Origin of the sequence: Mesorhizobium sp. M0923, assembly GCF_040319365.1 — a bacterium.
Taxonomy (GTDB): domain Bacteria; phylum Pseudomonadota; class Alphaproteobacteria; order Rhizobiales; family Rhizobiaceae; genus Mesorhizobium.
This window is the reverse complement of the sequence record NZ_JAMYNW010000008.1, coordinates 158811-183540: the sequence shown is the minus strand read 5'-3', so window position 1 is coordinate 183540 and position 24730 is coordinate 158811. Positions and strand designations below refer to the sequence as shown.

General features: G+C 63.7%; 23 protein-coding genes and 2 tRNA genes. 7 read left to right on the top strand and 18 right to left on the bottom strand.

The window, feature by feature from the left end; genetic code table 11:
* Positions 1 to 942, top strand: a complete 942-nt coding sequence (gene rbsK, locus NKH89_RS16235) for a ribokinase (RefSeq protein WP_352909316.1) — start codon at positions 1 to 3, stop codon at positions 940 to 942.
* A 235-nt stretch (positions 943 to 1177) separates the two neighbouring features.
* Here the strand turns inward: rbsK and NKH89_RS16230 are convergent.
* Positions 1178 to 1254, bottom strand: a tRNA-Asp gene (locus NKH89_RS16230).
* 217 nt (positions 1255 to 1471) lie between these two features.
* On the opposite strand from NKH89_RS16230, the gene NKH89_RS16225 reads away from it, so the two are divergent.
* Together NKH89_RS16225 and NKH89_RS16220 are read left to right on the top strand one after the other, a co-directional pair.
* Positions 1472 to 1547, top strand: a tRNA-Val gene (locus NKH89_RS16225).
* A 198-nt stretch (positions 1548 to 1745) separates the two neighbouring features.
* Complete coding sequence (locus NKH89_RS16220; RefSeq protein WP_352515772.1) at positions 1746 to 2072, top strand: hypothetical protein; 327 nt, start codon at positions 1746 to 1748, stop codon at positions 2070 to 2072.
* Positions 2073 to 2272: 200 nt separating this feature from the next.
* Here NKH89_RS16220 and NKH89_RS16215 read toward each other — a convergent pair whose 3' ends face one another.
* The 14 genes from NKH89_RS16215 to NKH89_RS16150 all read right to left on the bottom strand — a co-directional run bounded on the left by NKH89_RS16215 (position 2273) and on the right by NKH89_RS16150 (position 15347).
* Positions 2273 to 2929, bottom strand: coding sequence for a GNAT family N-acetyltransferase (locus NKH89_RS16215; RefSeq protein ID WP_352495335.1), 657 nt, complete (start codon positions 2927 to 2929; stop codon positions 2273 to 2275).
* Positions 2926 to 3696: an SDR family oxidoreductase gene (locus tag NKH89_RS16210; protein WP_352495336.1), complete on the bottom strand. Its 771-nt coding sequence runs from the start codon at positions 3694 to 3696 to the stop codon at positions 2926 to 2928. Before NKH89_RS16210 ends, NKH89_RS16215 begins: the two co-directional genes overlap by 4 nt.
* A complete protein-coding gene (locus NKH89_RS16205) occupies positions 3693 to 4688 on the bottom strand; it encodes an ABC transporter permease (RefSeq protein WP_352495337.1) in 996 nt (331 codons plus the stop codon). The genes NKH89_RS16210 and NKH89_RS16205 overlap by 4 nt, the downstream gene beginning before the upstream one ends.
* Before the next feature lie 162 nt (positions 4689 to 4850).
* Positions 4851 to 5891, bottom strand: a complete 1041-nt coding sequence (locus tag NKH89_RS16200; RefSeq protein ID WP_352640082.1) for a sugar ABC transporter substrate-binding protein — start codon at positions 5889 to 5891, stop codon at positions 4851 to 4853.
* A gap of 39 nt (positions 5892 to 5930) precedes the next feature.
* Positions 5931 to 6695: an ATP-binding cassette domain-containing protein gene (locus NKH89_RS16195; protein ID WP_352640083.1), complete on the bottom strand. Its 765-nt coding sequence runs from the start codon at positions 6693 to 6695 to the stop codon at positions 5931 to 5933.
* Positions 6692 to 7858 carry an ROK family transcriptional regulator gene (locus NKH89_RS16190; protein WP_352792001.1) on the bottom strand — a complete coding sequence of 389 codons (1167 nt, stop codon included), beginning with the start codon at positions 7856 to 7858 and terminating at the stop codon, positions 6692 to 6694. The genes NKH89_RS16195 and NKH89_RS16190 overlap by 4 nt, the downstream gene beginning before the upstream one ends.
* 120 nt (positions 7859 to 7978) lie before the next feature.
* Positions 7979 to 8734 carry an ABC transporter permease gene (locus NKH89_RS16185; RefSeq protein ID WP_352481189.1) on the bottom strand — a complete coding sequence of 252 codons (756 nt, stop codon included), beginning with the start codon at positions 8732 to 8734 and terminating at the stop codon, positions 7979 to 7981.
* Positions 8731 to 9504 (bottom strand): ABC transporter ATP-binding protein, encoded by a 774-nt coding sequence (locus NKH89_RS16180; RefSeq protein WP_352481188.1) that lies wholly within the window; start codon positions 9502 to 9504, stop codon positions 8731 to 8733. Before NKH89_RS16180 ends, NKH89_RS16185 begins: the two co-directional genes overlap by 4 nt.
* The gene (locus NKH89_RS16175; RefSeq protein WP_352857728.1) at positions 9504 to 10532 is read right to left on the bottom strand and encodes an ABC transporter substrate-binding protein; all 1029 of its coding nucleotides are present in this window, start codon (positions 10530 to 10532) and stop codon (positions 9504 to 9506) included. The genes NKH89_RS16180 and NKH89_RS16175 overlap by 1 nt, the downstream gene beginning before the upstream one ends.
* Positions 10533 to 10622: 90 nt before the next feature.
* Positions 10623 to 11060 carry a VOC family protein gene (locus tag NKH89_RS16170; RefSeq protein ID WP_023717347.1) on the bottom strand — a complete coding sequence of 146 codons (438 nt, stop codon included), beginning with the start codon at positions 11058 to 11060 and terminating at the stop codon, positions 10623 to 10625.
* A 2-nt stretch (positions 11061 to 11062) separates the two neighbouring features.
* On the bottom strand, positions 11063 to 11803 hold the full coding sequence (locus tag NKH89_RS16165; RefSeq protein WP_352481187.1) for a FadR/GntR family transcriptional regulator: 741 nt from the start codon (positions 11801 to 11803) through the stop codon (positions 11063 to 11065).
* Positions 11800 to 13236 (bottom strand): FAD-binding oxidoreductase, encoded by a 1437-nt coding sequence (locus tag NKH89_RS16160; RefSeq protein ID WP_352857715.1) that lies wholly within the window; start codon positions 13234 to 13236, stop codon positions 11800 to 11802. The genes NKH89_RS16165 and NKH89_RS16160 overlap by 4 nt, the downstream gene beginning before the upstream one ends.
* 224 nt (positions 13237 to 13460) lie before the next feature.
* Positions 13461 to 14741: a M23 family metallopeptidase gene (locus tag NKH89_RS16155; RefSeq protein ID WP_352909313.1), complete on the bottom strand. Its 1281-nt coding sequence runs from the start codon at positions 14739 to 14741 to the stop codon at positions 13461 to 13463.
* A gap of 138 nt (positions 14742 to 14879) precedes the next feature.
* Positions 14880 to 15347, bottom strand: coding sequence for a peroxiredoxin (locus tag NKH89_RS16150; RefSeq protein ID WP_023717351.1), 468 nt, complete (start codon positions 15345 to 15347; stop codon positions 14880 to 14882).
* A 96-nt stretch (positions 15348 to 15443) separates the two neighbouring features.
* On the opposite strand from NKH89_RS16150, the gene NKH89_RS16145 reads away from it, so the two are divergent.
* Complete coding sequence (locus NKH89_RS16145) at positions 15444 to 18821, top strand: hypothetical protein (protein ID WP_352909312.1); 3378 nt, start codon at positions 15444 to 15446, stop codon at positions 18819 to 18821.
* A 247-nt stretch (positions 18822 to 19068) separates the two neighbouring features.
* Here NKH89_RS16145 and tyrS read toward each other — a convergent pair whose 3' ends face one another.
* Positions 19069 to 20322, bottom strand: a complete 1254-nt coding sequence (tyrS, locus tag NKH89_RS16140) for a tyrosine--tRNA ligase (RefSeq protein ID WP_352909310.1) — start codon at positions 20320 to 20322, stop codon at positions 19069 to 19071.
* Between the two features lie 458 nt (positions 20323 to 20780).
* Between tyrS and NKH89_RS16135 the strand changes: the two genes are divergently transcribed.
* On the top strand, positions 20781 to 21509 hold the full coding sequence (locus tag NKH89_RS16135; RefSeq protein WP_352495790.1) for a glycosyltransferase family 2 protein: 729 nt from the start codon (positions 20781 to 20783) through the stop codon (positions 21507 to 21509).
* Positions 21502 to 21834: a lipid-A-disaccharide synthase N-terminal domain-containing protein gene (locus NKH89_RS16130; protein WP_023674681.1), complete on the top strand. Its 333-nt coding sequence runs from the start codon at positions 21502 to 21504 to the stop codon at positions 21832 to 21834. The genes NKH89_RS16135 and NKH89_RS16130 overlap by 8 nt, the downstream gene beginning before the upstream one ends.
* A 28-nt stretch (positions 21835 to 21862) precedes the next feature.
* On the opposite strand, the gene NKH89_RS16125 is transcribed toward NKH89_RS16130, so the two are convergent.
* Together NKH89_RS16125 and NKH89_RS16120 are read right to left on the bottom strand one after the other, a co-directional pair.
* Entirely contained in the window at positions 21863 to 22513 is a 651-nt protein-coding gene (locus NKH89_RS16125; protein ID WP_352495791.1) for an FMN-binding negative transcriptional regulator, read from the bottom strand.
* 6 nt (positions 22514 to 22519) lie between these two features.
* Positions 22520 to 23194: an alpha/beta hydrolase gene (locus tag NKH89_RS16120; RefSeq protein WP_023717356.1), complete on the bottom strand. Its 675-nt coding sequence runs from the start codon at positions 23192 to 23194 to the stop codon at positions 22520 to 22522.
* Between the two features lie 238 nt (positions 23195 to 23432).
* Here NKH89_RS16120 and NKH89_RS16115 point away from each other — a divergent pair, with 238 nt between their 5' ends.
* A complete protein-coding gene (locus NKH89_RS16115; RefSeq protein ID WP_352495792.1) occupies positions 23433 to 24596 on the top strand; it encodes a cysteine desulfurase family protein in 1164 nt (387 codons plus the stop codon).
* Positions 24597 to 24730: the final 134 nt, after the last annotated feature.

The following is a 24730-nucleotide window of genomic DNA, read 5'->3' as shown; positions in this document are numbered from 1 at the left end:
ATGCCGGCGAAACCGATCGTCATGAAGCCGGTTGTCATATTGGGCGTCTTCGTCGCCGATACGGCCTACCGCGCCGCCCGCCAGCCGCGCATGGGCGAGACGATCCTGGGCACGTCCTTCACGCTCGGCCCCGGCGGCAAGGGCTCGAACCAGGCGGTGGCGGCCGGCCGGCTCGGCGCCGATGTCACCTTCCTTACCCGCCTCGGCGTCGATCCCTTTGCCGAGATGGCGAGACAGACCTGGAACGCGGCCGGCGTGAAGAGCGCTGTCATCGACACACCGGAAAGCTACACCGGTGCCGCCTATATCTTCATCGAGGAGACGAGCGGCAACAACGCCATTATCGTCAGTCCCGGCGCGGCCATGCTGATTTCGCCCGCCGATATCGAGGCAAATGCCGAACTGATTCGCGCGGCCGGGGTCTTCGTCACCCAACTCGAACAGCCGATCGAGGCGGCGCTGCGGGCGCTGGAGATCGCGCGCGGGGCAGGGGTGACCACCATCCTCAACCCGGCGCCGGCGGCCAAGCTTCCGGACCGCATCTACACGCTTTGCGACTATGTCACGCCGAACGAGACTGAGGCCGAGGAACTGACCGGCATCAAGGTATCCTCCATTGACGATGCCCGCCGTGCCGCCGACAGCCTGCTTGAGAAGGGCGTTGGGGCGGTCATCGTGACGCTTGGCGAAAACGGTGCGCTGCTGCACACGGCCGATCGTTCCGAGCATGTCGCAGCGGTCGCCGCCGGCCCGGTGGTCGAGACCACAGGCGCTGGCGACGCCTTCAACGGCGGCCTGGCTGCCGCGCTGTCGAGGGGGATCGAACCTCTGGAAGCGGTGCGCTTCGCCTGCGCCGTCGCCGGCATCTCGGTGACGCGCCCGGGCACCGCGCCGTCCATGCCGACGCTGCAGGAAGTCGAGGCGCTGCTCGCCGAGGGGTGAAGCCCGGCACTGCGAGATGAGACTGTAAGCGGGAGCGAATGGGTTAGACCCGACTCTTGTCCGAGAAGCTATTGTCTTCTGGCTCGACCACAAACAGGCGGGCAGGTCGATGGATGAGGATCAATGCCAGAATTCGAAAGGAATGGACCTAGACTGGGTCACGAAGAAGATGATTTTTGACAAATCAACGTCGACATTTCTCCGACATCAAGGGGACGTGACCCCAAAGGAGAAATGGCGCGAGTGACGGGGCTCGAACCCGCGACCTCCGGCGTGACAGGCCGGCACTCTAACCAACTGAGCTACACCCGCGCATGGACGAGCACGTGTCAGCCGTGTTCGTCGTTGGGGCGGTGGATAAGGGGTAACCCACCGGGTGTCAAGCGGACCCGGACAGCATAACAGCAAACAGGAGAAGGTTTTTTGACAAGCCGAACTTTGTTGCCGAAACCGGCTCCCGGCCAAGCCACTCGCCGCTCATTTGGCCTTGCGAAGCCGGCCCTAACTGCTTAAAGGTCCGGCCCGGGGCGGGCGATTAGCTCAGTTGGTAGAGCGCTTCGTTTACACCGAAGATGTCGGCGGTTCGAGCCCGTCATCGCCCACCATTTTCCTCGATGTGTTCAGTTTGGGCTACACCGCTCAAGCTGATCGCCCAGGTGAGACGCGTCCGACCACTGTGCTACTCGGACTTTGGTCTGATTCAAACTGTCTTTCCGCAGGGACTTAAGTCTGATCTGCTTGCCTCTCATGAGGGAAACGATTGCCGAAAGCTACAACTTGCAGTATCTCAATTGCGTATGGGCATGGGCGGGAGCGAAAATATTCCTGGATGGCTTGCGAGTCATCTTCCGGACGATCCCGTGATCGCAGGAGATCTCGCGGATAAGATATCGAAGGAAGCTGAAAAAAACCGGCTTCCAGGCGAACGGGTTGTGAAGACAACCCGTAACGAAGAAGACACCTTCAAGAAAGAACAAGTCGAAGCTTATCCCGACGCCGCGGTTGCAGGAGTCTTTGCCAGCGGTTCATTCCTCGCCCTGTTGGTATTAGCCATTTATCTGCTTTATGTGCTCTCGATTGTGGCCGGGGGAACGGTCGTGGATGTTCCCTTGCCGCCCATACTGAACTAGTAGACGCTCCGCCAACACTCGGATTAGCCCCGCACCGTGTTGATGCTGGTGACTTTCGTGTCTGCGGTGGAGCACGCGACGAAGGTTTCGTTCCCGCGGCAAAGGTGTTCACGCGGGCAACTGGCTGCTGCAGAACGGCAGCATTGTACTTCCATAGGCCTCCCGGTTCTTTGCAACTTGGGCGATTGGCTTGTCGCAGATCAGCCTGCAATCGCCGGAGCGTGAGCAATCCGTTTCGCCACATAAACACAACGCTTTGATGAATCAGCGTCCTGCACCACCTCAAATCCAATCGCCTTGTAGAACCTTAGCGCGCCATCGTTCTCCGGCATGACTTCGAGGTGGATGCCGGTCGAGCCGCTCGCGGCAAGCCCCTGCTCGAGGAAGGCCATCGCGCGCCGGCCGATGCCTTTCCCGCGCGCCTGCGGCAACAGGTCGATATGGCCATGCGACGGATAGGCGGTCAGCGCAGGCGGAACAGCGAAATCGGGATGATGGACCCGATGCCGCGCCCAGTCGCTGCCGCGCCAGCGCGAGCTGTCGGGTCCGGGGTCTGCCACGCGCCGCTGAAGGTCGGGATACCAGTCTGATGCCAGGCTGGCATTGAAAGCGCCCGTATCGGCCGCGCCAAGCAGGTAGCCGGCCGCACCTGCGGGACTATCGATAATGAAGGCCAGCTCGGGTTCGAGCACCTGGTAGGGAATGGTGTAGAGGAGGCCGAGCAGGTCCGGGTCGTCCTCGCGGCCGCTGGCGTCCTTGCCGGCATCGCCGGTCTTGAGACAGATCATCGCAAGCGCTGCATGATCGGCGGTGGTCGCCCGGCGCAGGAAGAAACCGCCGCCGAAATCGACGATCATGGCGGCAGCAGCCGGAAATCCTTGCCCTCGGGCAAAAGCTGCCCGCCGTCGACGATAATGGTCGTGCCGGTGATGTAGCTGGCGTCGTCGGAGGCCAGGAACAGGAAGGCATTGGCCACGTCGCGCGGGCTGCCGAGGCGGCCGAGCGGGATGGCGTCTTCCATGTTCTTGATGAAGGCCGCACCGCGATGCTGCTCTATGCCTTCGGTGAGGATGTTGCCGGGCTCGACGCCGTTGACGGTGATGCCGTAGCCGGAGAATTCGAGCGCAGCCGAACGGATCAGCCCGTTGATGCCGGCCTTGGTCGCCGAATAATGGCCGTGGCCGGGACTGGTGACATGCGGGCCGGTGATCGAGGAGGTGAACAGCATGCGGCCAAAACGCTGTGCCTTCATCGGCACCAGCGCCGCGCGTGCGGCGACAAAGCTGCCGCGCAAATTCACCGCCATGACCCGGTCCCAATCGTCGGGACTGGTGTTTTCCAGCAATTGCCAGGGATAGATGCCGGCATTCTGGACCATGATGTCGAGCCGGCCGTGATGCGCTAGCGCCAGCGCCACGGCGGCTTGCGCATCGGCCATCTGTGAAATGTCGGTGTGTATGAAGGCGGCGCCGAGCTCGTCCGCAGTCGCTTGCCCGGCCTCAACCTCGGTATCGGCCAGGACAAGCGTCGCGCCCTCTTCGGCAAAGCGTTGTGCGATGCCCTTGCCGATGCCGCGCGCACTTCCGACGATCAGCGCGACCTTACCTTCCAGACGGCCGGTCATGCGAGCCTCTGGCGGATGGTTTGCTTGAAGGCGTCGAGCAGCACGGCGGCGAGGACGAGCAGGCCGTGGATCACCTGGGTGAAGTTGGCCGGCAGGCCCATCAAATTAATCGCCGTATTGATGGCGGAGAGCAGCAGCACGCCGGCATAGACACCGGGCAAGGTGCCGACGCCGCCCTTCAGGCTGACGCCACCGATGACGACCGCGGCGAAGGCGTTGAACAACAGGCCGACGCCCAGATTGGCGGTGGCGCCGGAGGTACGGATTGCCAGCAGCCAGCCGGCAAGGCCGGCGATGGCACCGGCGAGAACAAAGGCTATGACCAGGTTGCGATTGACGCGGATGCCGGCGCGGAACGTCGCCGTCTCGTTGCCGCCGATCATGACCAGGTGCCTGCCAAAGGGCGTCTTGGCCATGATCAGCGAGAACACCACGAAGCACGCAATGGCGATCCAGGCCGTCAACGGCAGGCCGCCCAGGCGCTGGATGCCGAACCAGCGGATTGCCGGCGCAAGGTCTTGTGCCGAGCGGCCACCGGAGATGACCAGCACCAGGCCGCGTACCCAGATGTAGGAGGCCAGCGTGATGATGAAGGCGCTCATCTTCACCCTGACCACCAGATAGCCGTTGAAAGCGCCGATGAGGGCGCCGACGGCAAGCGCGATGAGCAGCGAAACCGGAACCATCAGCCATTGCGGCTGCAACTGGATGCCAAGGCCGATGCCCGACGAGCAGAACAGGATGCCGACCGCCATGGCGCTGAGCGCCGCCACCGATTCGACCGACAGGTCCATATGGCCGGCGATGATGACCAGCGCCAAGCCGATCGACATGACGCCGAGCACGCTCGAGGCCTCGATGATGTTGGCGAAGATGCCGAGCTGAAAATAGTTCGGGATGAGGATGGAAAAGACCACCAGCACGAAGACCAGCATGAACCAGACAAGATTGTCGAGGATGAACTCGAGGGTTTGGCGCGTGCGAGGGTTCATCTGCGGATCCGGTTGGCGCATGACCCGAAGAACCACTCGGTCGTCGGAAAGATCAGGCGCGGTTGAAAATTGCTGCAGCATTCCCGTGCGCGTCCGTTTGAACGCACCGGGCTGCAGGGCTGGGCTCCGGGCCTGCGTGGCCCGGAGCTTCTGGCGAGTTCGCTATTCGACCGGCTTTATGGTTTCGGCCGGCGGCTTCATGTTGCCCCAGAAGGCTGGGTTATCGACATTTTCCTTGGTGATCGCAGCGCCGGGGATCTTGATGTTCGGCCCCCACGCTTCCTTGGTCAGGGTCGATTTCAGGCCAAGCACATCATATTCGCCGGGCTTGATCTCCTGCTTGTTGACCACCTTGTCCATGAACATGGCGACCGCCGCGGCCTGGGCGTAGAGCGGCTGCTCGACTTCGACATTGAGCCAGCCCTTGCGGATCAGGTCGAGGCCGACCGGAGCGCCGTTCGAACTCATCAGCATGACGTCGCCCGGTTTCTTGCCGGCGGCCTCGAGCGAGGCGACGGCAGCGACCGAAAGATGCGCGGCGTGGCTGAAGATCAGGTCGATGTCGGGGTTGGCGAGCAGCTGGTCGTTGACGATGGTCCCGGCTGCATCCGCCGCCCATTGCATGGCCGGCAGCGAGATGATCATGACGTCCGGGAACGCCTTCATCTTCTCCTCGAAACCCTTCTGGATGTCGAGCGTGTAGGGGTCGCCCGGATCGCCGAGCACCTGCAGGATCTTGCCTTTCACCGAGCCGTTCTTCGCGGTCAGGAGTTTTTGCGCCTGATCGGCGGCGACGTAGCCGATCTCGACGGTTCCGGCCACCGAGGTGAAGTCGGAAGGCGTCGAGGTGATCTGGCGGTCGAACTCGACGACCGGGATGCCGGCGGCACGGGCGGCCTCGATCGACGGTTTCAGCGCATTGAAATCGACGGCGGCAAGGATGATCGCCGACGGCTTCAGCGCGATGACGTCGTTCATCTGCGATTGCTGAGCGTCGGTCTTGTTGTCGGCGTTCAGCGTCTTCATCTCGTAGCCGACCTGCTTCAGGAACAATTCCAGCGCGCTCACCGAGCCGGTCTGGAACTCATCGAGCAGTGTCGGCACCATGTAGTAGACGGTGCCCTTGGACTGAGCGAATGCCGGCGTGAGCGTGGCAAAGGCCAGTGCCAGGATACCGAAGACGGAAAGAAGTATTTTCTTCATGTCGTTCGCTCCTCTTGCGCCGGACCCCTCATTTGTCCCTCAGCTCGCCGGTCCGGCACCGGCAAGCGTCTCTCCGGTGATCATGTTGATCACCGCGTCGGGACTTGTTTTGCTGCGTGCGACATCGCCAGCCACGACGCCTTGCCGGATCACCACGATCCGGTCGGCAACCTGGAAGGCCTGTTGCATGATATGAGTGATGATGACGACGCCGATACCCTGGCTCGCCACCTGGCGGATCATGTCGAGGCCGCGCCGCGTCTGCTCGACGCCGAGCGCTGCGAACGGCTCGTCGAGAAGCACCAACTTGCCGCCAAAATGCACGAACCGGTTGAGCTCGATGGCCTGCCGCTGACCGCCGGAGAGGTGCTCGACATTGGTGCGAAGCGAGGGAATGCGGGTGCCGGCGCTGGCCAGCGCCTTTTGCACCACCTGCTCCATGGCGCGCTCGTCGAGCACCGGAATGCCGAGAACCTTCCTGGTGATCTCGCGGCCCATGAAGAAATTGGCGACCACGTCGACATTGGTGCAAAGCGACAGGTCCTGGTAGACGGTCTCGATCCCCGCGGCCTTGGCCTCGGCAGGGGATTTGGCGAGGAATTCCTTGCCTTCGAACAGCATGCGGCCGGAACTCGGCTCGAGCCCGCCGGCAATGATCTTGACCAGCGTCGATTTGCCGGCGCCGTTGTCGCCGAGCAGCGCCACCACTTCGCCCTTGCCGATCGAAAAGCTGATGCCTTTCAGTGCTTCGATGGCACCGTAATTCTTGGCAACGTTATCGAGCACCAGCAGCGGTTCGCTCATGCCGCGATCCCCTTGTTATGCAAGAGATCCCGCCCGCGTTCGCGTTCGGCGGTGAAGATCTGGCCGAAGCGTGGCGAAAGCACCCCTGAGACGGCAAGCGCTGCGGCGCCGCGCAACACCGCATGCTGGCCGCCGCGCGCGACGCTGACGCGGGGCGTCGTGCGGTCGCTTCGCGCCGAGACCGAGTTGGGCAGGTGCGCAGCTGCGCCGGCCAGCCTTTCGAGCAGGTCGGTGGAGGCCAGCCCGCCAAGGATGATGGTTTCGGGGTCGAACAGGTTTTCGATGATGGTGATGGCGTTGCGGAAGATCGGCGCGATCTCGCTCACCCAGTCGGCGTCGGCAATGTTGCGGCGCCGCAGCGCCTCGAGCGAGAGATACCGTTCGAGGCAGCCGCGATTGCCGCACGGGCAGGGCTCGCCGCCCGGCACAGCGGGAATGTGGCCGATTTCGCCGGCATTGCCCCAGGCGCCGCGCAATGCGGCTCCGTCATGCACCATGACGCCGCCGAGGCCGACACCGAAATAGAGATAGTAATATTCGGAATAGGCCGTGCCGAGGCCATAGAGGCGCTCGCCGATGGCAGCCGCCGCCATGTCGGTTTCGAAAAAGGCCGGCAGCCCGGTCGAGGCGGCCAGCCGCTCGCGCAGCGCCACATCCTTCCAGCCGGTCATGGTGGTCGGACCGACAAAGCTCATGGACTCCACGCCAAACGGCCCGGGCAACGCCATGCCGATGCCGAGGACGCGGCCACCGGGCCGCAGTGCTGTCAATTCGAGCACCATGGCGCCGATCAGCTCGAAGGCGTGGTCGGGCGTTGCATTTGGGGCCTCGCGGTAGCTGCTCTCGATGACATCGCCGCTGAGGTTGATCAGCGCGGCATTGATGCCGAGCGGGGTGACGTGAATGCCGACGGCATAGCCGCCTTCCGGATTGATCCGCAGCGTTGCCGGGGGCAGTCCGCGCCCCTTGGGCTCTTCGCGCAGCGACAACACGTAACCGTGCTCTTCCAGCTCGCGAACGATGGTCGACACCGTCTGCACGGTGAGCCCGACCCGCCTGGCAATGTCGCCGCGGGCGATCGGCCCGTGAAGGCGAATGGATTCGAGCACGATGCGCCGGTTGTACGGCCGCCCGAACTCCTGATTGGTTCCCCGCAGTGCCATGCCTTGCGCCCTCGAGAGAGGCCAGACTGGCACCGAAGATTTATTCAGTCAAATGGAATTCAAAAATAAATTTACAGCCCGCGCACAGCGAACCTGGCGGATGGCCGCTCGACGGAATGGTCAATAGCGGATGGCACGGCGCTCCAGCAGAACCACGATTGAGAACATCGCGATCGACAAGGACGACGACAGCACGATTGCCGCATAGAGCCGGTCCGACTGATAGTTAAAGGTCGCCTGGATGATGAGCGCGCCGAGGCCCTTATCCGACCCGATCCACTCGCCGACAATAGCGCCGATCACGGCCGTGGCCGAAGCAATTCTCAGCGAGGAGAACAGCATCGGCAATGCTCTTGGCAGGCGCAGGCTCCAGAAGATCTCCCAGCGCGTAGCCGATAGCACCCGGAACAGTTCGTGCTCGTTGTCGCTGGCCGAGTCCAGCCCGCGGATCATGTTGACCAGCGTCGGGAAGAAGCAGATCACCGCCGCGATCACGATCTTCGGCGTCATGCCGAGCCCGAAGATCAGGATGATAATCGGCGACAGCGCCAGGATGGGAATGGTGTTGAAGAACAGCACGACCGGAAAATAGGCCGCCTGCAGGATGCGGCTGTGCACGAACAGCACCGCCAGCAGCACACCGGCAAGATTGCCGATGACAAATCCCGCCAGCGCCTCGATCAGCGTCGGCCAGAGATTGCTGAGCAGCAAAGCAAGACTCTTCCGGAACACGCCTGATATGGCCGTCGGCGTCGGTACGATATAGGCCGGCACGCCGAGCCATGGCAGCAGGAACTGCCAGGCGAGCAGGATCGAGGCCGCGCCAAAAACGGGCAGGGCGACGGCCAGCGCCGATGGCAAGGGCGCCTGCCTCATGAGGCCTGTTCCAGCGCGCCGCGCAGTTCGGCCATCGCGGCAACGATCGCCGGATCCTCGCGCGAACAGCGGTTGCCTGCCTGCTTGAACGGCCGCATGTCGAGGTCTCTCGCCAGGCGGCCCGGATTGGCGGCGAGAACGATGACCCGTTCTCCGAGATAGGCGGCTTCGGCGATCGAATGAGTAACGAAAAGGATGGTCGCGCCGGTGCGCCGCCACAACGACAAAAGCTCGTCGTTGAGGCGGTCGCGGGTGATCTCGTCCAGCGCACCGAAGGGCTCGTCCATCAAAAGCAGCCTGGGTTGCCCGAGCAGTGACCGGGCGATCGCCACGCGCTGGCGCTGGCCGCCGGACAATTGGTGCGGCAGACGCTCACCGAACCCGGCAAGCCCCATCAGATCAAGCAGCTCGTCGGTTCGATCGTCTATTGTCCGGGTAAGCCGGCCTTGTCCGACATCGAGCGGCAGGCGGACGTTGTCGCGCACGGTGCGCCAGGGCAGCAGGGTCGAGTCCTGGAAGACGAAACCGACATCGCGCCGCGAACGGACAGCATGCGGTGTGTCGCCAAGCACGGTGATCGAGCCGCCGAGCGGATCGAGCAAGTCGGCCACCACCCTGAGGAACGTCGACTTGCCGCATCCCGAAGGTCCAAGGATCGACAGGAAGGAGCCGGCCTCGACCGACAGGTCGAGACCGGAGAGCACTTTCACCACCGGCTGCCGGCCGCTATAGCCGACATCCAGCCTGCGGGCCTCGATCGCCTTCGCCATCAAGCGGCGGGCGCGTCGAGCTTGGGTCGGTCGGCGGCCGACAATTCGAGTATCTTGGTGGTGTAGACATCGGCTGCCGCGGGCCGGCCGTTCGGGTATTGGCCGACCTTGTCCAGCAGCGCCAGCTGCTCCTCGATCGAGGCGGGATCCAAGGTTCCCCATCCGTCCTTGGCGGTTGCACCGTCAAAGGAGAGTTTCAGCACCAGATTGATCGTCTTCTGCTCCCAGCCAAGGTCCATTTCCGGATAGGCTTCGACCATCTTCTTGACGGCTTCCTGCGGATTGGCGTGCACCCAGCCCCAGCCCTTGGCGACGGCGCCGATGAATTTCGCCAGCATTTCCGCATCCTGTTCGATCGCTGTGTCGGTAGCGAAATAGACGTCGGCATAGGAGTTCAGCCCGAGGTCGCGCACCAGAAGATCGATCCTGTCGTCGCCGACGACGCTCAGCGCCTGGGTGTTGGTGATCCATCCGCCAATCGCGTCGACGTCGCCGCGCACCAGCGGCGCCTTGTCGAAGCCGACATTGACGACGGTGACCTCGGACGGATCAATGCCGTTCTTGGCCAGGATCTCATCGATGACGAAGCGCGCCGTCGGCTGGATGCCGATCTTTTTGCCCTTGAGGTCGGCCACGCCGCGGATCGGCTTGGCAGGCTTCGAGGTGAAGGCATAGGGACCGGTGCGGAAGCCACAGGCGATGATCTTCACCGGCACGCCGCTGGCACGCGCCGCGTAGAGCTGCGGCGTTTCGGAAAACTGGCCGAGTTGTGCGGCGCCCGAAATCACCGGCGGCACCGTCGCCGCATTGGGACCGCCCGGGCTGAATTCCACCTCGAGGCCCACCTCCTTGAAATAGCCGTTGGCGACCGCGGCGATGTCGCCAATCTGTCCGTTGGACATCAGCCAATCATACTGGATGACGACCTTTCCGGCAGCCTTGGCGCCCGGCGCCAGCACGAGCTGCATTCCGGCCGAAGCTGCCGCGACAGCGGCGAAGCCGGCTTTCACGAAGCTGCGGCGGTTCATGTCGTAGTCTCTGTTCCCACTCATTTTTTGCTCCTGTTGCAAGACGTTCTCGTCTCTTCATTGCGCGCCGTTCCCGTGGCGCGGCGTCGTCTACGGCTGTTCGTCGTGATAGTCGCCGGGGCCGCCGTCGAGCCAGGCGTATAGTTCCCAAAGCGTGTCGTCGGGATCGGTGAAATATGCGCAGCGCGCGTTCCAGACATAATCCTCCGGCGGGCCGTAGAAGGGCACGCCCTTGGCTGCCAGTTCGCCATGGAGCCGGTCGATCTCGCCGGGCGCGTCTAGCCTGACCGCCACGCAGACCTTGTGCGCCTGGCGCGGCGACCTCAACTTCGAGACGCCGGTGTGCCGGTTGATGTGATCGATCTCCCACGCCGCCAGCGTGACGCCCTCGCCATGAAAGTCGGCAAAGCCCTCGGCGCGACGCCGCAGGCGGAAGCCGAGTTTTTCGACATAGAATTCAACCGTCCGCTCGATATTTTCGACGAGCAGGCAGACGTCCGAAATCGCATATGCGCCTCCGACCGGCATGGCTACCTCCCTGTGCTGTGCGCGGCGCGCGATGCTGGCAGTTTGACGCCGACGCGGTCGGCGGCGCCCACGATGTGGGCGCGCATCGCCGCCTCGGCGGCCGTGGGATCGCCCGCGACCAGCGCCTCGTAGATGCGCACATGCTCCCCGACATTGACTTCGACCAGGTCGTGCAGCGGATTGGTGAGGCGCGCGTAGTGGATCGAGCGGCGGATCTGCTCGCAAACGAAGGAGATAAAGGTGTGGATGTAATTGTTGCCGGTCGCCCGTGCGATCTCGCGATGGAACAAAAGGTCGGCGTCGATGCTGCCTTCTTCCCAGCGCTCCTCGCCGCTCATCCGGTCTAGCGCCGCCTTGATTGCGTCGAGGTGCTCCTGCCCGCGCCGTTCGGCGGCGAGCGCAGCTGACTCGGCTTCCAGTATGCAACGCAGCTCGAACAGCCGCTCCATATTCCCGGTCGCTTTCAGCGCCTCGCCATCGATCCGGATCGAGGCGCGCTGCTCCGGCGCCAGCACGAAGGCGCCGACGCCTTGCCGGGCTTCGATCATGCCATCGGCCCTGAGTTGAGCGATCGCCTCGCGCACCACATTGCGACTGACGCCGAATTTTTCCGAGAGCTGCTGCTCGGTCGGCAGCCGCGTGCCCGGATTGAGGTCGCCGGATTCGATCTCGCGGCTGAGGAATGCGGCGACGCGATGCGGCAGCGCCTCGACCGTGCCGATAGCGGCCAGTCTTTGCTTCATGGAAAGGTCTCCGTCGATGGCAGAAGGCAGCCGGGATTCATCAATCCCTGAGGGTCGATCGTTGTTTTGAGCGCCGTGACGAGCCGGCGATGGGCAGGCGCCAGGCCGGCCCAGAAAGTGCGATGACGGGTGCGGCCGATGCCGTGCTCGGCGCTGATCGACCCGCCAAGCGCGCCGACGATCTGGTAGAGTCCGGCAGTGATCTCCGCGCCCTGGGCACGAGCTTCCCCCTCGGCGAGCCCAAGCGGTGGCAGGACGTTGAAATGGACGTTGCCGTCGCCGGCATGGCCATAGGCCTGCGGCAGCCAGCCTGGATGTTCCAGCGCCACGAATTGGCGGGCCTGATCGATGAGGGCAGGGATGTCCGATATCCTGACCGCAAGGTCGGTGCGCACATGGTAGCCGCGTCTTACCTGGCCCTCGACCAGCCCTTCGCGGATCGCCCAGAAGGCCCTGGCCTGTGCGACGCTTTCAGCAAGGACGGCCTCGGCGACCAGACCGCTCTCAATGGCTCCGGCCAGGAAATCGACCAGCATGGAGCGCAGATCGACCGTAGCACTTGCGGAGAGTTCGATCAGCACGTGGACGGGAGCTTCGACCGGCGAAACGATGTTGGCATCGATCAAGCGCGCGAGCGCGATGCACTCCGATCCAATGATCTCGAAGGCCGAAATCAGATCGGATGAGGCCCGGCGAGCCTGCCGGAACAGGGTGATGGCCGCTTCGAACGAAACGAGACCGAGATAAGCGGTCTCGACCCGGGCCGGTTTCGGAAACAGCTTGAGCTCGACGCCGGTGATGATGCCGAGCGTTCCTTCGCTGCCGATGAAGAGCTGCTTCAGGTCGTAGCCTCGATTGTCCTTGCGCAGGCCGGAAAAGCCGCTCCACAACTCGCCATCGGGCAGGACGACTTCGAGGCCGAGGATGATATCGCGCGCCATGCCATAGCGCAGCACGTTGGTGCCGCCGGCATTGCTGGCCGCATTGCCGCCGATCTGGCAGCTTCCCTGCGCGCCGAGCGCCAGCGGAAACAGGCAATCCTCTGCTTCTGCCGCATCCTTGATGTGCTGCAGGATGCAGCCGGCATCGGCCTGCAGGACGAAATTGTCGGCGTCGACGAGACGGATGCCGTTCAACCGCTCCAGACTGACGACCACCGCGCCACGGGAGTCGATGTCGATTGCACCCGCCACCAGCCCCGTGTTCCCGCCCTGTGGGATGATTCCGAGCCCGAGCGTGCCGCAGAGCCGCGCCACAGCCTGGACTTCGCTGACGGAAGCAGGCTTCAGCACCGCAAGGGCTCCGCCGCGATGATCCCCGGACCAGTCCAAAAGGTATTTCGCCATGCCGGCAGCGTCGGCGGTCACGCCGCTTTGTCCGACAGCGCCCTCCAGAGCATTCAGAATTTCAGGCGGGATACCATGAACGGTCATTACAAGCCTGCTGGACTGAGGCATAGGCTTATACATATCATCCTACAACTGCGTCGGAGTCAACGCTGTGGGGCAGAGGCCCTCAAGGGCTGGAGCCGAATGTTTGCTGGGGAGAATAGAGCGAAGGGCGATCGCCCGAGGATACTTAGGTGAGGCCGCCTTGGCCTGGCTGCGCCGGCCCGATGCCGCTCAATTGCTGGGTCGTCTGAGGAGCAGCCCGGCTCCTAGAGATACCGCTCGACCTTCTTGCCGACGGTCAAAAACCGCAGCGGGTCGATCGCCTCGCCATTGTGGCGAACCTCGTAGTGCAGATGCGGGCCGGTCGAGCGGCCGCTGTTGCCGGTCTTGCCGATGATGTCCCCGGCATCGAGCTTCTGGCCGACGGCGACGTCGATTTTGCTGAGATGTCCGTAACGCGTCACAAAACCGTTGCCGTGGTCGACCTCGACCATGCGGCCGTAGCCGCCGTTCCAGCCGGCCTTGACGACGACGCCGGCTGCCGTGACCTTGGCCGGCATGCCGACCGGCGCCCTGAAATCCATGCCGGAATGCAAGGCGGCCGTGCCGAGGATGGGGTCGGTGCGCACGCCGAACGGGCTGGTGACGCTATGGCCGGGGGCGGGGTTGGCGAGCGGCAGCCGGCGCGCCTCCTTTTTCAGATGATCCAGCGCGTCAAGCGCCTCGTCCAACTCCTTGACCTTGCTGTCAAAGACCAACGAACTGTCGAGCGGTATCAGCGGGCCGCCGACATCGCTCTTTTCGAATTCGCTGTCGACCGGCAGGCCGGCGGCGTCGAGCGCCTGCGAGATCGCGTCGGCGCTCTTGTAGGCATTGTCGGCAAGTGCCGCGATGCGGGTGAGCTGCTGGCTCTCGATGGTCTTCAGCGAGTTGTTGATCGAAACGAAGAGCTTGTCTGCCCGGTCGGCCGCGCTTTCACTCGGCAGCGGATTGGCGCGGGTCGACCACAGCGAGAACGGCCTCGTGTCGTTGCTGGCAAGGGGGGCAGCAAGGCTGGCGACGGAATAGGCCATCGGCTGGATGCTGCCGGTCGCGTCGGCATGTTCGTCCGGCTTTGCCGTCGGCACGGGCGGCGTTGCGACCTCATTTTCTGCTCGTTCGAGGATCGGGCCGAGGCGGCCGTGACGCAGGCTGAGCTGGCTCTGCCGTTCCAGCAATTCGCTGACCTTGGTTTCCATCAACTGCTGATCGAGAAGCTGGCGGCTGGTGATGCGGTCGACCTGGCCGCGCAATGCCGAGATGCGGTCTTCATAGGCCTGCTGCATGCGCGCCTGCCGCGCCGTCGTGGCGCCGATCAGGTCGTCGCGCAGCACCAGATAAGAGGTCGCCAGCAGGTAGCCAATGACGATCGCCGCCAGCGCCGAGCCGCAAAATGCGGCCAGCCACGGACGTATGGTGAAATGCCTTATCTGGTCGCCCCGGGCGATGATGACGGTGTGGGGCTCTCTGCGTCTGCCGAAGACCGCTGACTGACTGGCTACGTTCACGGGACCAAGCTTTCGTTACGACACCAACGACGAGCCTGATTACACATTATTAGGGTTAACAAAGTTTTGCCGGACCGAACGACGGGCAAAGGTATTCGCGCAAAACGGGCATCGAATTGCAGCGGCGTGCCGCAGCTCTCAAAGGGCGCGAACCGCCTCCAGCACCGCTTCGGCGTGGCCTTTGACGCGGACGTTACGCCAGATCCTGGCGATGCGTCCGTCCCGGCCGACCAGGAACGTCGCCCGCTCGACGCCCATATAAATGCGGCCGTAGAGCTTCTTTTCGACCCACAAATGGTAGGCCTCGATCACCTTGCGCTCTTCGTCGGCGACCAGGTCGATGCTCAGATCGTATTTCGCCTTGAACTTGTCGTGCTTCTTGACGCTGTCCGGCGACAGCCCGATGACGACAGCGCCGGCCTTTTCGAATTCCGGCTTCAACTGCGAAAAGCCGATCGCCTCGCTGGTGCAGCTTGTGGTGTCGTCCTGTGGGTAGAAATAGAGTACGATGGGTTTTCCCAGCAATGCGGCGAGGCTGAGTGAACCGCCGCCGTCGCGCGGAAGATCGAATTGCGGCGCAACATCGCCCACGTCGAGGTCAGCCATACCGATGCCCTTGTTTGAGGTTACGCGCCAGGCTGCATCGATATAATGTCGAGCGGGGATTCGTCCACGATCGAATTCGTTTCAACGGAAGATTGCGTGGATCAGGAGCTACCGCAGCACGAGAAGATCAGGTTCAGGCGTGACGAGATCACCGACCTGGGAACCTTTCCGTCCGCGTGCCGCGTCCCGCCGCTCGGCCAGGCGTCGATCGGTCGCGGCGTTCGTTTGATGGCGCGGCTGTTTGCCGGCCTCGTCGCCCTTGTGCTGCTGGCTGCGGCCGGTGTCTATGCGATCGGCGTGTCCGGTTTCGGCTCGGAGCGGCTTCGCGCGGAAGCCGAGACGGCAATCGAGAAATTGGCCGGCTTCGATGTCGATGTTGCCGTCGGGCCGGCCCGGCTGACGCTTGACGGGTCGAGCTTCATTGCGCTGCAGGTCAGCGACGTCAGCCTCAAGACCGCCGACGGCAAACCGATGGCCGATGCCGGCCGGGTCCGCTTCGGCATCCGGCTCATCCCGCTGCTTTCGGGCGAGGTGCGGCTCACCAGCGCCCGGATTTCCGACGCGCACATCGTCATGGCGGCAATGCCGTCCGGCGGCGACTGGACGGCCGGGCTGCGCAACCAGGACGGTCTCATCGATCCGGAAAAACTTTCCGTCGCCGTCTTCGCCAACGTCAACCGCGCGCTCGATGCGGTGCGCGAGGATTCGGTGCGCCAGATCGATCTGCGCAACGTCGAGCTGGCACTGCCCGAGAACGGATCGGTCAAGTCGGTCACCATCGCCGACGCCTCCGTGTCGCAGTCGGGACCGGGAAGCATGGAGTTTTCATCCGACGCGGATGTCGACGGCAGGGCGCTCACCATCGCCGCTTCCGCCACCCGCGATCCGGCGACGCGACGCATCACCACGCTGGACGCCAGCATCCAGGCGGCCGACGCCGACACTGCGGCTGCAGGTGGCAAATTGGGCGCAATCGCCTTGAAGCTGGCGGGGTCGGAAGCGGCCGGCGACAACGGCTCGCGGCTGACCGCTGCCCTGTCGCTGACCGGATCGGTGCTCGATCTCGGTTCGCGCGGCCTGCTTCCGGCCGACGTCGATCTCGATGCAACGCTCGTCGCCGGTTCGAACAAGATCCAGGTCGATGGATTGCTGGTGAAGACCGGCCGCTCGACCTTCGATTTTGCCGGTTCGATCGGGCCGAAGCCGGCGACCGGCACAGCGGGCGAGGAGCCATCCTATCGCTACGACCTGACCAGCGACGGTTCGACCTTGGCGCCGTCGGATTCGCCGGAACCGGCGCTCAGCTTCATTGCCCGTATTGCCGGCATCTACCAGCCGACGAGCCAAAAGCTGGTCGCCGAGCAGATCGGCGTCCGGTCCGGACCGGGCAGCGAAGTGCTGGGCACGGCTTCGGTTTCATTCGTCGCCAACCAGGCGCCGGGCATTTCGGTGGCGCTCAATGTCCACGACATGCCGGTCTCGCACGTCAAGCAATTATGGCCGTGGTTTTCGGCGCGCAATGCCAGGCTGTGGGTGCTTAAGAACCTGTTCGGCGGCCGCGTCGTCGATGGCAGCCTGCAATTCCAGGTCGTACCCGGACGGCTCGGCAACGGCGTGCCGCTTTCCGCCGATGAAGTCTTCGGCCGATTCCAGGTTGAAGGATCGCGCTTCGACACGGCCGGCCGTATTCCGCCGATCCGCGATGCCGTCGGCGTTGTCGGCTTCCACGGCAACGACGTCGACGTCGCGCTGTCCTCGGGCAGCGTCTATATGCCGAGCGGCCGTACCGTGGCGGCAAGCAACGGCACGCTCACCGTCAAGGCGGCGAACCATCCGCCGGTGATCGGCGCGCTCGACATCGATGTCGCCGGCGAGGCGCCGGCGATCGCCGAACTGGCATCCTATGACCCGATCAACGCCATGCGCCATGTCGGCCTGCTGCCGGACGACCTGTCCGGCACGGTGACCGGCCACGTCAAGGCCGATATTCCGCTGCAGTCCGGCGTCGACTCCTCCAAACTCGATTGGCTGGTGGCGCTCGACTACAAGGACCTGTCGCTGGCCAAGCCGTTCGAGGGCCAGACGGTCAGCCATGCCGACGGCTCGATCACCGTCGCACCCGACCGGGCGGTGATCTCGGCCAAGGCGCTGCTCAACGGCATTCCGGCCGAGCTCGACCTGATCGAGCCGCTCAGGGATGGCGGCCCGCCGCGCAGTCGTAAAGTAGCGCTGGTGCTCGACGACAAGACCCGCGCCACCGCCATGCCTGGCCTGTCGACGCTGCTTTCCGGAACCATCAAGGTGGCGATCGACAAGAGCGGCACCGGCAACCAGAACGTGTCGGCCGACCTGACCAATGCCAGGCTGGACATTCCCTGGGCCGGCTGGAGCAAGGGCCCCGGCATTCCCGCCAAGGTCACCTTCGCCATGGCGAAGACCGGCGACACCACGACGCTGTCCAATTTCGAACTCGACGGCAAGACCTTCTCCATCGACGGCAGCGCGGTGCTGGTCAACGGCGCCTTGTCCTCGGCCCGGTTCAGCAAGGTCACGTTGAACAGGGGCGACGACGTCGCCGTCTCGGTGAAGCGGTCGGGCAAGGCCTATGCGGTCGAGGTTAGCGGCAGCGCGCTGGACGCACGCTCGCTGATCAAGCAATTCACGTCCGACGTCGACACCGCCACCAAGACCACCGGCGTCGATACGATCTCGGTCAGCGCCGACGTCAGTTCCCTGACCGGCTTCCATGACGAGGTGCTATCGAATCTGAAGCTCGACTACAGCGCCGCCGGCTCCAGGGTGAACGGGCTCAAGGTGAGCGCCACGGCAGATTCGGGAGCCGCGATCACCATCAGCAATACGACCGGCGGCGGCCTGCGCGCGCTCAACATGAAGTCGGCCGATGCCGGTGCCATACTGCGCTTCCTTAACATCTACGAGCACATGGAAGGCGGCTCGATCACGCTGGCACTCACCGGGGCCGGCGACGGGCCGATGAAAGGCCAAGTCGACGCCAAGAACTTCTTTATCGTCAACGAGCCGAAGCTCGCCTCGATCGTGTCGACGACGCCGGCTGGCGACAGCCGTAGCCTCAACGAGGCGGTCAAAGGCAATCTCGACACGTCGAGGGTGAAGTTCGAGCGCGGTTTCAGCGAAATCGAGAAGGGCAGCGGCTATCTGAAGCTGCGCAACGGCGTGCTGCGCGGCTCGCGCATCGGCACCACCTTCCAGGGCACGCTCTACGACCAGAACAACAATATGGACATCACCGGCACGTTCATGCCGGCCTACGGCGTAAACCGCATCTTCGGCGAACTGCCGCTGATCGGCGCGCTGCTCGGCAACGGCCGCGACCGCGGCCTGATCGGCGTCACCTACAGGCTCAAGGGCAACGCCAACAAGCCCAACCTGGAGGTCAATCCGCTATCGGTGATCGCGCCCGGGATATTCCGGTCGATCTTCGAGTATCGGTGAGGCGGCCAGGGTAGGCGGGCAGGGTAGGCGGGTGGACACCGACGCTCTGTAGTGATCCTTCGCGCCCCCCTCTGTCCTGCCGGACATCTCCCCCACAAGTGGGGAGATTGGCAGCTTCCACGCTGCGCTCTTCCTGCAACGTTGTAGATTGGCGAAAGCCGGCGCGAAAGCCGATCTCCCCCCTTGTGGGGGAGATGTCCGGCAGGACAGAGGGGGGCGCTGTCCCGCCGGCACCAACGGTTGCGCGTCAAACCGGCCGCACCAGAACGTGCTTCTTCTTGCCGAGCGACAGCTTTGCGACATTTTCCAGGCCCATATCCTGCAGCGTCACCATCCTGCGATCGTCGGCAACGAGCTGGTCGTTGAGGCGCACGGCGCCGCCCTGGATATGCCGCCGCGCCTCGCCGTTTGACCCAGCCAGCCCGGCGGTGACGAACAGCGACAATATTCCGACGCCGGCTTCGAGCTCGGCCCTGCCCACCTCGACGGTCGGCAGTGTTTCGGCGAGCGCGCCTTCCTCAAATGTCTTGCGCGCCGTTTCGCTGGCCTCCTCCGCCGCCTCGCGGCCATGCAGCATGGCGGTGATTTCGGTGGCGAGGATCTTCTTGGCCTCGTTGATCTCCGAGCCGCCGAGCCGTTCGAGGCGCGCGACCTCGGCGAGCGGCAAGGTCGTGTAGAGCTTCAGGAAACGGCCGACATCGGCATCCTCGGTATTGCGCCAATATTGCCAGAACTCGTACGGGCTCAACATCTCCGCATCGAGCCAGACCGCGCCCGAGGCCGACTTGCCCATCTTGGCGCCGGACGAAGTGGTGAGCAGCGGCGTCGTCAGCGCATAAAGCTGCGCGCCTTCCATGCGGTGGCCGAGATCGATGCCGTTGACGATGTTGCCCCACTGGTCGGAGCCGCCCATCTGCAGCCGGCAGCCGAGGCGCTTGTAGAGCTCCACGAAGTCGTAGGCCTGCAAGATCATGTAGTTGAATTCGAGGAACGACAGCGACTGCTCGCGGTCCAGCCGGAGCTTGACCGAATCGAAGGCCAGCATGCGGTTGACCGAAAAATGCCTGCCGACATCGCGCAGGAAATTGACGTAGTTGATATCCATCAGCCAGTCGGCATTGTTGATCATGACGGCGTCGTTGGGGCCGCTGCCGAATTTGAGGTAGGGAATGAAGTTGCGGCGGATGCCGGCCAGATTGTTCTCGATGTCCTGCGGCGTCAAAAGCTTGCGCGCCTCGTCCTTGAACGACGGATCGCCGATCATCGAGGTGCCGCCGCCCATCAGCGCGATCGGCCGGTGGCCGGTCTGCTGCAACCAGTAAAGCATCATGATCTGGATCTGCGACCCGGCATGCAGGCTCCTGGCGGTCGCGTCGAAGCCGATATAGGCGCTCACCGTTTCCGTGGCGAAAAGCTGGTCGAGGGCGGCATCGTCCGAGGTCTGGTGGATGAAACCGCGCTCGCTCATCGTGCGCAGGAAATCGGATTTGAAGGCGGACATTTTTCTTTCCTGAAAGGCTTCCGGCCGAACGTGGCTCGGCTATGCATGAAGGCGGGCGTTTAGCACTCAAGCGCGATCAGCAAAAGTGGAATCCGGTTTTAGCGCGCCCTCTTCCCTTCTCCCCTGTGGGAGAAGGTGGACTGGCGCGCAGCGCCAAGACGGTTGAGGGGTGCTGGACAGAGCGCGGTTGGTGCCAAGCTGGAGCACCCCTCATCCGTCGCCTTCGGCGACACCTTCTCCCACAAGGGAGAAGGGAGAGCCGCGCGTCGCGAGACAAGCGGCTCTCCCCGGAACGGGTAACGTGAGAGGCCATCCAAACCTGAAGCGATCATCCTTCACTTCCGGCGCGCCTGCTTGCGTCCTCGTTTCGGCTGGCGTAATGAGGCGCCGCACCAGCGGGCCTCATCCGCTGGACCGCGCGGCATCGATCGAATGCCATATCCTGTGACAGAGTCGAGATGCCGGAGATATCCATCGTCATTCCTTGCCGGAACGAGGCGGCGAACCTGCCGCTTCTGCTCGACGAGATCGGCGCTGCCATGGCTGGGCGCGACTTCGAGGTCATCGTCGTCGACGATGGCTCGACCGACGACACGCCTTCGGTCCTTGCCGCTCAGGCGGCGCTTCGCGCGTTTCCGCTGCGCCACCTCAGGCATGCGAAATCCGCCGGCCAGTCGCTCTCGGTACGCTCGGGCGCCTGGGCAGCGCGCGGCGATATCATCGCCACCATCGACGGCGACGGCCAGAACGATCCCGGCTATATCCCAGTGTTGATCGACGCGCTCCGGCAGGCTGGTCCCGACGTCGGGGCTGCGCAGGGACAGCGTCTGAAGCGCCGCGACAGCAAGATCAAGCAGCTGGCGTCGCGTTTCGCCAACGGGCTGAGAAAGGCCATCTTGCATGACGAGACGCGGGATACCGGCTGCGGCCTCAAGGCGATCCATACCGATATTTTGAGGAAATTGCCGTTCTTCGACGGCACCCACCGCTTTGTTCCGGCGCTGGTCATCCAGGAGGGCTACCGCGTCGTCCATTGCGACGTCGTCGACCGCTCCCGCCGCCACGGCAAATCGAATTACGGCATCTTCGATCGCGGCCTGCAGGGCGTGCTCGATCTTGCCGGCGTCTGGTGGCTGCGCCGCAGGCGCCGCAGAATGCCCAAAGTAGAGGAAATCAGGCATGGGTAACGTGCTTCAGGAATTGGCGACCTGGCTTCACGATGTTTTCGTCAAGCAATTCGATGCCTGGGTCCTGCTCGGCTTCGTCGCCCAGTTCTTCTTCACCATGCGCTTTCTGGTGCAGTGGGTGGCGTCGGAAAAGGCCAAGCGCAGTGTCGTGCCGATCGCCTTCTGGTTTTTTTCGCTGTTCGGCGGCGGCCTGCTGCTGATCTACGCCATCCAGCGTCAGGATCCGGTGTTCATCGCCGGCCAGGCCATGGGCCTGTTGATCTATATCCGCAATCTCTGGCTGATCGCCAACGAGCGCAAGGCGGCGATGACCAAGGTCGATTGAGCCCGCAACCGGCCTAAGCCGATCGAGATTACTTGCCGTCCAGCCCGCCGTAGGACCTTACCAGTTCGATCATATCGGCCGAGTTGACGGTCTCGCTCTCGAGCCCCTCGGCGACGCCGACGCGGTCGGCGGCCGGCCGGTTCTGGCTGACTTTCCATTTGCCGCTGATTTCGGTGATCGCGATCTCCAGGCCGACAATGCCCTTGATCTGGGACTGGATGAAGGGGGCCGGCGCATCGGTCACCGCCCACGGCGCCGCGCGATTGCCCTCCTGCGACATCGTCAGATCGGAAATCTGCTCGGCCAACCAATCCTGGTCTTCGATCACCTTGACGATGCCGCGCACCTGGACGATGGCGTAGTTCCAGGTCGGTACCACCTTGCCGGTTTCACGCTTGGTCTCATACCAGGACGGCGTCACATAGGCATCGGCGCCCTGGAAGACGACCAGCACCGGCGCCAGGGGATTGTCGGCCAAAAGCCGCCATTGCGGATTGGCCTTGGCCAAATGGGCGCGCAGCCTGCCGTTCGGCGGCACATCGGCGTCTAGAAGAAAGGGAATTGCGTTGGCGACCGGCCCCTCGGTGCCGTTCGACACCAGCAGGCCAAGCGGATGCGCCCGGATCAGCCCGTGCAGGACGTCCGGCCGTGTTTCCTGGAAGTGAGGCGGTTGGTACATCGCCGACTATCTCAGCCGCTTCGGCCGTGGGTCGGACAGCTCCCCGGCCAGCCGGCGATCGAGATAGTCCGCGCATTCCTCGATCAAAAGCTCCGCATGGTTGGCAAAGAAATGGTTGGCGCCGGGCAAGGTCTTCTGGGTGATGGTGATGCCCTTTTGCGTGTGCAGTTTGTCGACCAGGCCCTGCACGTCCTTTGGCGGCGCGACCTTGTCGGCGTCGCCATGGATGATCAGGCCGGACGACGGGCATGGCGCCAGGAACGAGAAATCATAGGTATTGGGCTGCGGCGCGATCGAGATGAAGCCTTCGATCTCGGGCCGGCGCATCAAGAGCTGCATGCCGATCCACGAGCCGAACGAATAGCCGGCGACCCAGCAGCTCTTGGAATCTGGATGCAGCGACTGCACCCAGTCGAGCGCCGCGGCGGCGTCAGACAACTCGCCGGTGCCGTGGTCGAATTCGCCCTGACTGCGGCCGATACCGCGAAAATTGAAGCGCAGCGTGGTGAAATTGCGCTTCTGGAACATGTAGAAGAGGTCGTAGACGATCTTGTTGTTCATCGTGCCGCCGAACTGGGGGTGCGGGTGCAGGACGATGGCAATCGGCGCGCTCTTTTCCTTCGAGGGCTGATAACGACCCTCCAGGCGGCCGGCCGGACCGGTGAAAATGACCTCAGGCATGAAATACTCCACTTGGCATAAATTGCGCGGCGCCCGGAACAACTTTTCCTCTGGCCTTGACGCAGGGCGAGCGTCTTTCTAGAAGCTAGTTTAGAATTGTTCAAAACTGGGCGGCCAAAAACTGTGGCTCGGCCACCCGCGCCGCAAGCCGCGTAAATAGGACGTCTTGCCTTGCAATTTCAAGGAAATAACGCGCTATCTTCGCGAAACGGCTTTTGAAGGGACCAGTTGGACGGAAATGGCCGGAGCACGCGCATATCTCGACTACAACGCCAGCGCGCCGCTGCTTGCCTCGGCGCGCGCGGCCGTGGTCGCTGCGCTCGACGTCGCCGCCAACCCGTCCTCGGTCCATGCCGAGGGCCGCGCTGCACGGCGGCTGATCGAGGATGCTAGGCGCGACCTGGCACGACTGGTCAGCGCCAAAACAGAGCATGTCGTGTTCACCTCCGGCGCTACGGAAGCGGCCTCGACGCTGCTGACGCCGGACTGGCAGATGGGGCGCGGCGCCATCCGCATGAGCCGGCTTTACGTGTCCGAGGCCGATCATCCTTGCCTGCTGAATGGCGGGCGCTTCCCGGCCGCGCAGCTGACGCGGATCGGCGTCGACGCCGATGGCATCGTCAGGTTCGACGCCTTGGCGGCAGCGCTCGGTGCGCATGACAAGGCCGACGGCTTGCCGCTGGTAGCCATCCACGCCGCCAACAACGAGACCGGCGTGATCCAGCCAGTTGGCCGCATTGCTGAAATCGTCAAGGCGGCGGGTGGCATCCTGGTGGTCGATGCCGTGCAGGCGGCCGGCCGCATTCCGCTCGATATGTCAACGGGTTACGCCGATTATCTGATTCTCTCCTCGCACAAGATCGGCGGCCCCAAGGGCGTCGGCGCCATTGTCGCGGCGTCGGACTTGATGATGCCGAAGCCGCTGGTCAGCGGCGGCGGCCAGGAAAAGGGCCATCGCGGCGGCACCGAAAACCTGGCGGCGATTGCCGGGTTTGGCGCGGCGGCGCGTGAGGCGCTTGCCGGCTTGCAAACGATCGATGCGGTGCGGCAACGTCGCGACGAAATCGAGGCGATCGTGAAAACGCTGGTTCCGGATGCCGAATTCTTCGGGACCGGCGCGCCAAGGCTTGCCAACACCACATTCTTCGCTATTGCCGGCATCAAGGCCGAGACGGCGCAGATCGCCTTCGACCTGGCCGGTGTGGCGCTGTCGGCCGGATCGGCCTGTTCATCGGGCAAGGTCGGGCCTAGTCACGTGCTGAAGGCCATGGGTTATGGCGACAGCCTTGGCGCGTTGCGCGTGTCGATCGGTCACGCGACCGGCGCTGAAGACATCGAGCTGTTCCGTTCGGCGCTGGCGACGATCGTCGCGCGGCGGGCAAACAGGGAAAAGGCCGCCTGAGCGCGGCAACGTGACATTTGGGCCTTACGGCCTGGTAGAGCCGTGCGTTCGCATTTGGCCGGGTGAATTTCCGGCATGAACGCACTATATGAAACTTACGCCACTTCGGGTGCCCAGGGGTGCTCGCTTGCGGT

Bases quoted from the DNA above. Each gene is read 5' to 3' on its own strand.
- rbsK (WP_352909316.1), top strand. From the start codon at position 1: ATGCCGGCGAAACCGATCGTCATGAAGCCGGTTGTCATATTGGGCGTC.
- NKH89_RS16220 (WP_352515772.1), top strand. From the start codon at position 1,746: ATGGGCGGGAGCGAAAATATTCCTGGATGGCTTGCGAGTCATCTTCCG.
- NKH89_RS16215 (WP_352495335.1), bottom strand. From the start codon at position 2,929: ATGATCGTCGATTTCGGCGGCGGTTTCTTCCTGCGCCGGGCGACCACC.
- NKH89_RS16210 (WP_352495336.1), bottom strand. From the start codon at position 3,696: ATGACCGGCCGTCTGGAAGGTAAGGTCGCGCTGATCGTCGGAAGTGCG.
- NKH89_RS16205 (WP_352495337.1), bottom strand. From the start codon at position 4,688: ATGAACCCTCGCACGCGCCAAACCCTCGAGTTCATCCTCGACAATCTT.
- NKH89_RS16200 (WP_352640082.1), bottom strand. From the start codon at position 5,891: ATGAAGAAAATACTTCTTTCCGTCTTCGGTATCCTGGCACTGGCCTTT.
- NKH89_RS16195 (WP_352640083.1), bottom strand. From the start codon at position 6,695: ATGAGCGAACCGCTGCTGGTGCTCGATAACGTTGCCAAGAATTACGGT.
- NKH89_RS16190 (WP_352792001.1), bottom strand. From the start codon at position 7,858: ATGGCACTGCGGGGAACCAATCAGGAGTTCGGGCGGCCGTACAACCGG.
- NKH89_RS16185 (WP_352481189.1), bottom strand. From the start codon at position 8,734: ATGAGGCAGGCGCCCTTGCCATCGGCGCTGGCCGTCGCCCTGCCCGTT.
- NKH89_RS16180 (WP_352481188.1), bottom strand. From the start codon at position 9,504: ATGGCGAAGGCGATCGAGGCCCGCAGGCTGGATGTCGGCTATAGCGGC.
- NKH89_RS16175 (WP_352857728.1), bottom strand. From the start codon at position 10,532: ATGAACCGCCGCAGCTTCGTGAAAGCCGGCTTCGCCGCTGTCGCGGCA.
- NKH89_RS16170 (WP_023717347.1), bottom strand. From the start codon at position 11,060: ATGCCGGTCGGAGGCGCATATGCGATTTCGGACGTCTGCCTGCTCGTC.
- NKH89_RS16165 (WP_352481187.1), bottom strand. From the start codon at position 11,803: ATGAAGCAAAGACTGGCCGCTATCGGCACGGTCGAGGCGCTGCCGCAT.
- NKH89_RS16160 (WP_352857715.1), bottom strand. From the start codon at position 13,236: ATGACCGTTCATGGTATCCCGCCTGAAATTCTGAATGCTCTGGAGGGC.
- NKH89_RS16150 (WP_023717351.1), bottom strand. From the start codon at position 15,347: ATGGCTGACCTCGACGTGGGCGATGTTGCGCCGCAATTCGATCTTCCG.
- tyrS (WP_352909310.1), bottom strand. From the start codon at position 20,322: ATGTCCGCCTTCAAATCCGATTTCCTGCGCACGATGAGCGAGCGCGGT.
- NKH89_RS16135 (WP_352495790.1), top strand. From the start codon at position 20,781: ATGCCGGAGATATCCATCGTCATTCCTTGCCGGAACGAGGCGGCGAAC.
- NKH89_RS16130 (WP_023674681.1), top strand. From the start codon at position 21,502: ATGGGTAACGTGCTTCAGGAATTGGCGACCTGGCTTCACGATGTTTTC.
- NKH89_RS16125 (WP_352495791.1), bottom strand. From the start codon at position 22,513: ATGTACCAACCGCCTCACTTCCAGGAAACACGGCCGGACGTCCTGCAC.
- NKH89_RS16120 (WP_023717356.1), bottom strand. From the start codon at position 23,194: ATGCCTGAGGTCATTTTCACCGGTCCGGCCGGCCGCCTGGAGGGTCGT.
- NKH89_RS16115 (WP_352495792.1), top strand. From the start codon at position 23,433: ATGGCCGGAGCACGCGCATATCTCGACTACAACGCCAGCGCGCCGCTG.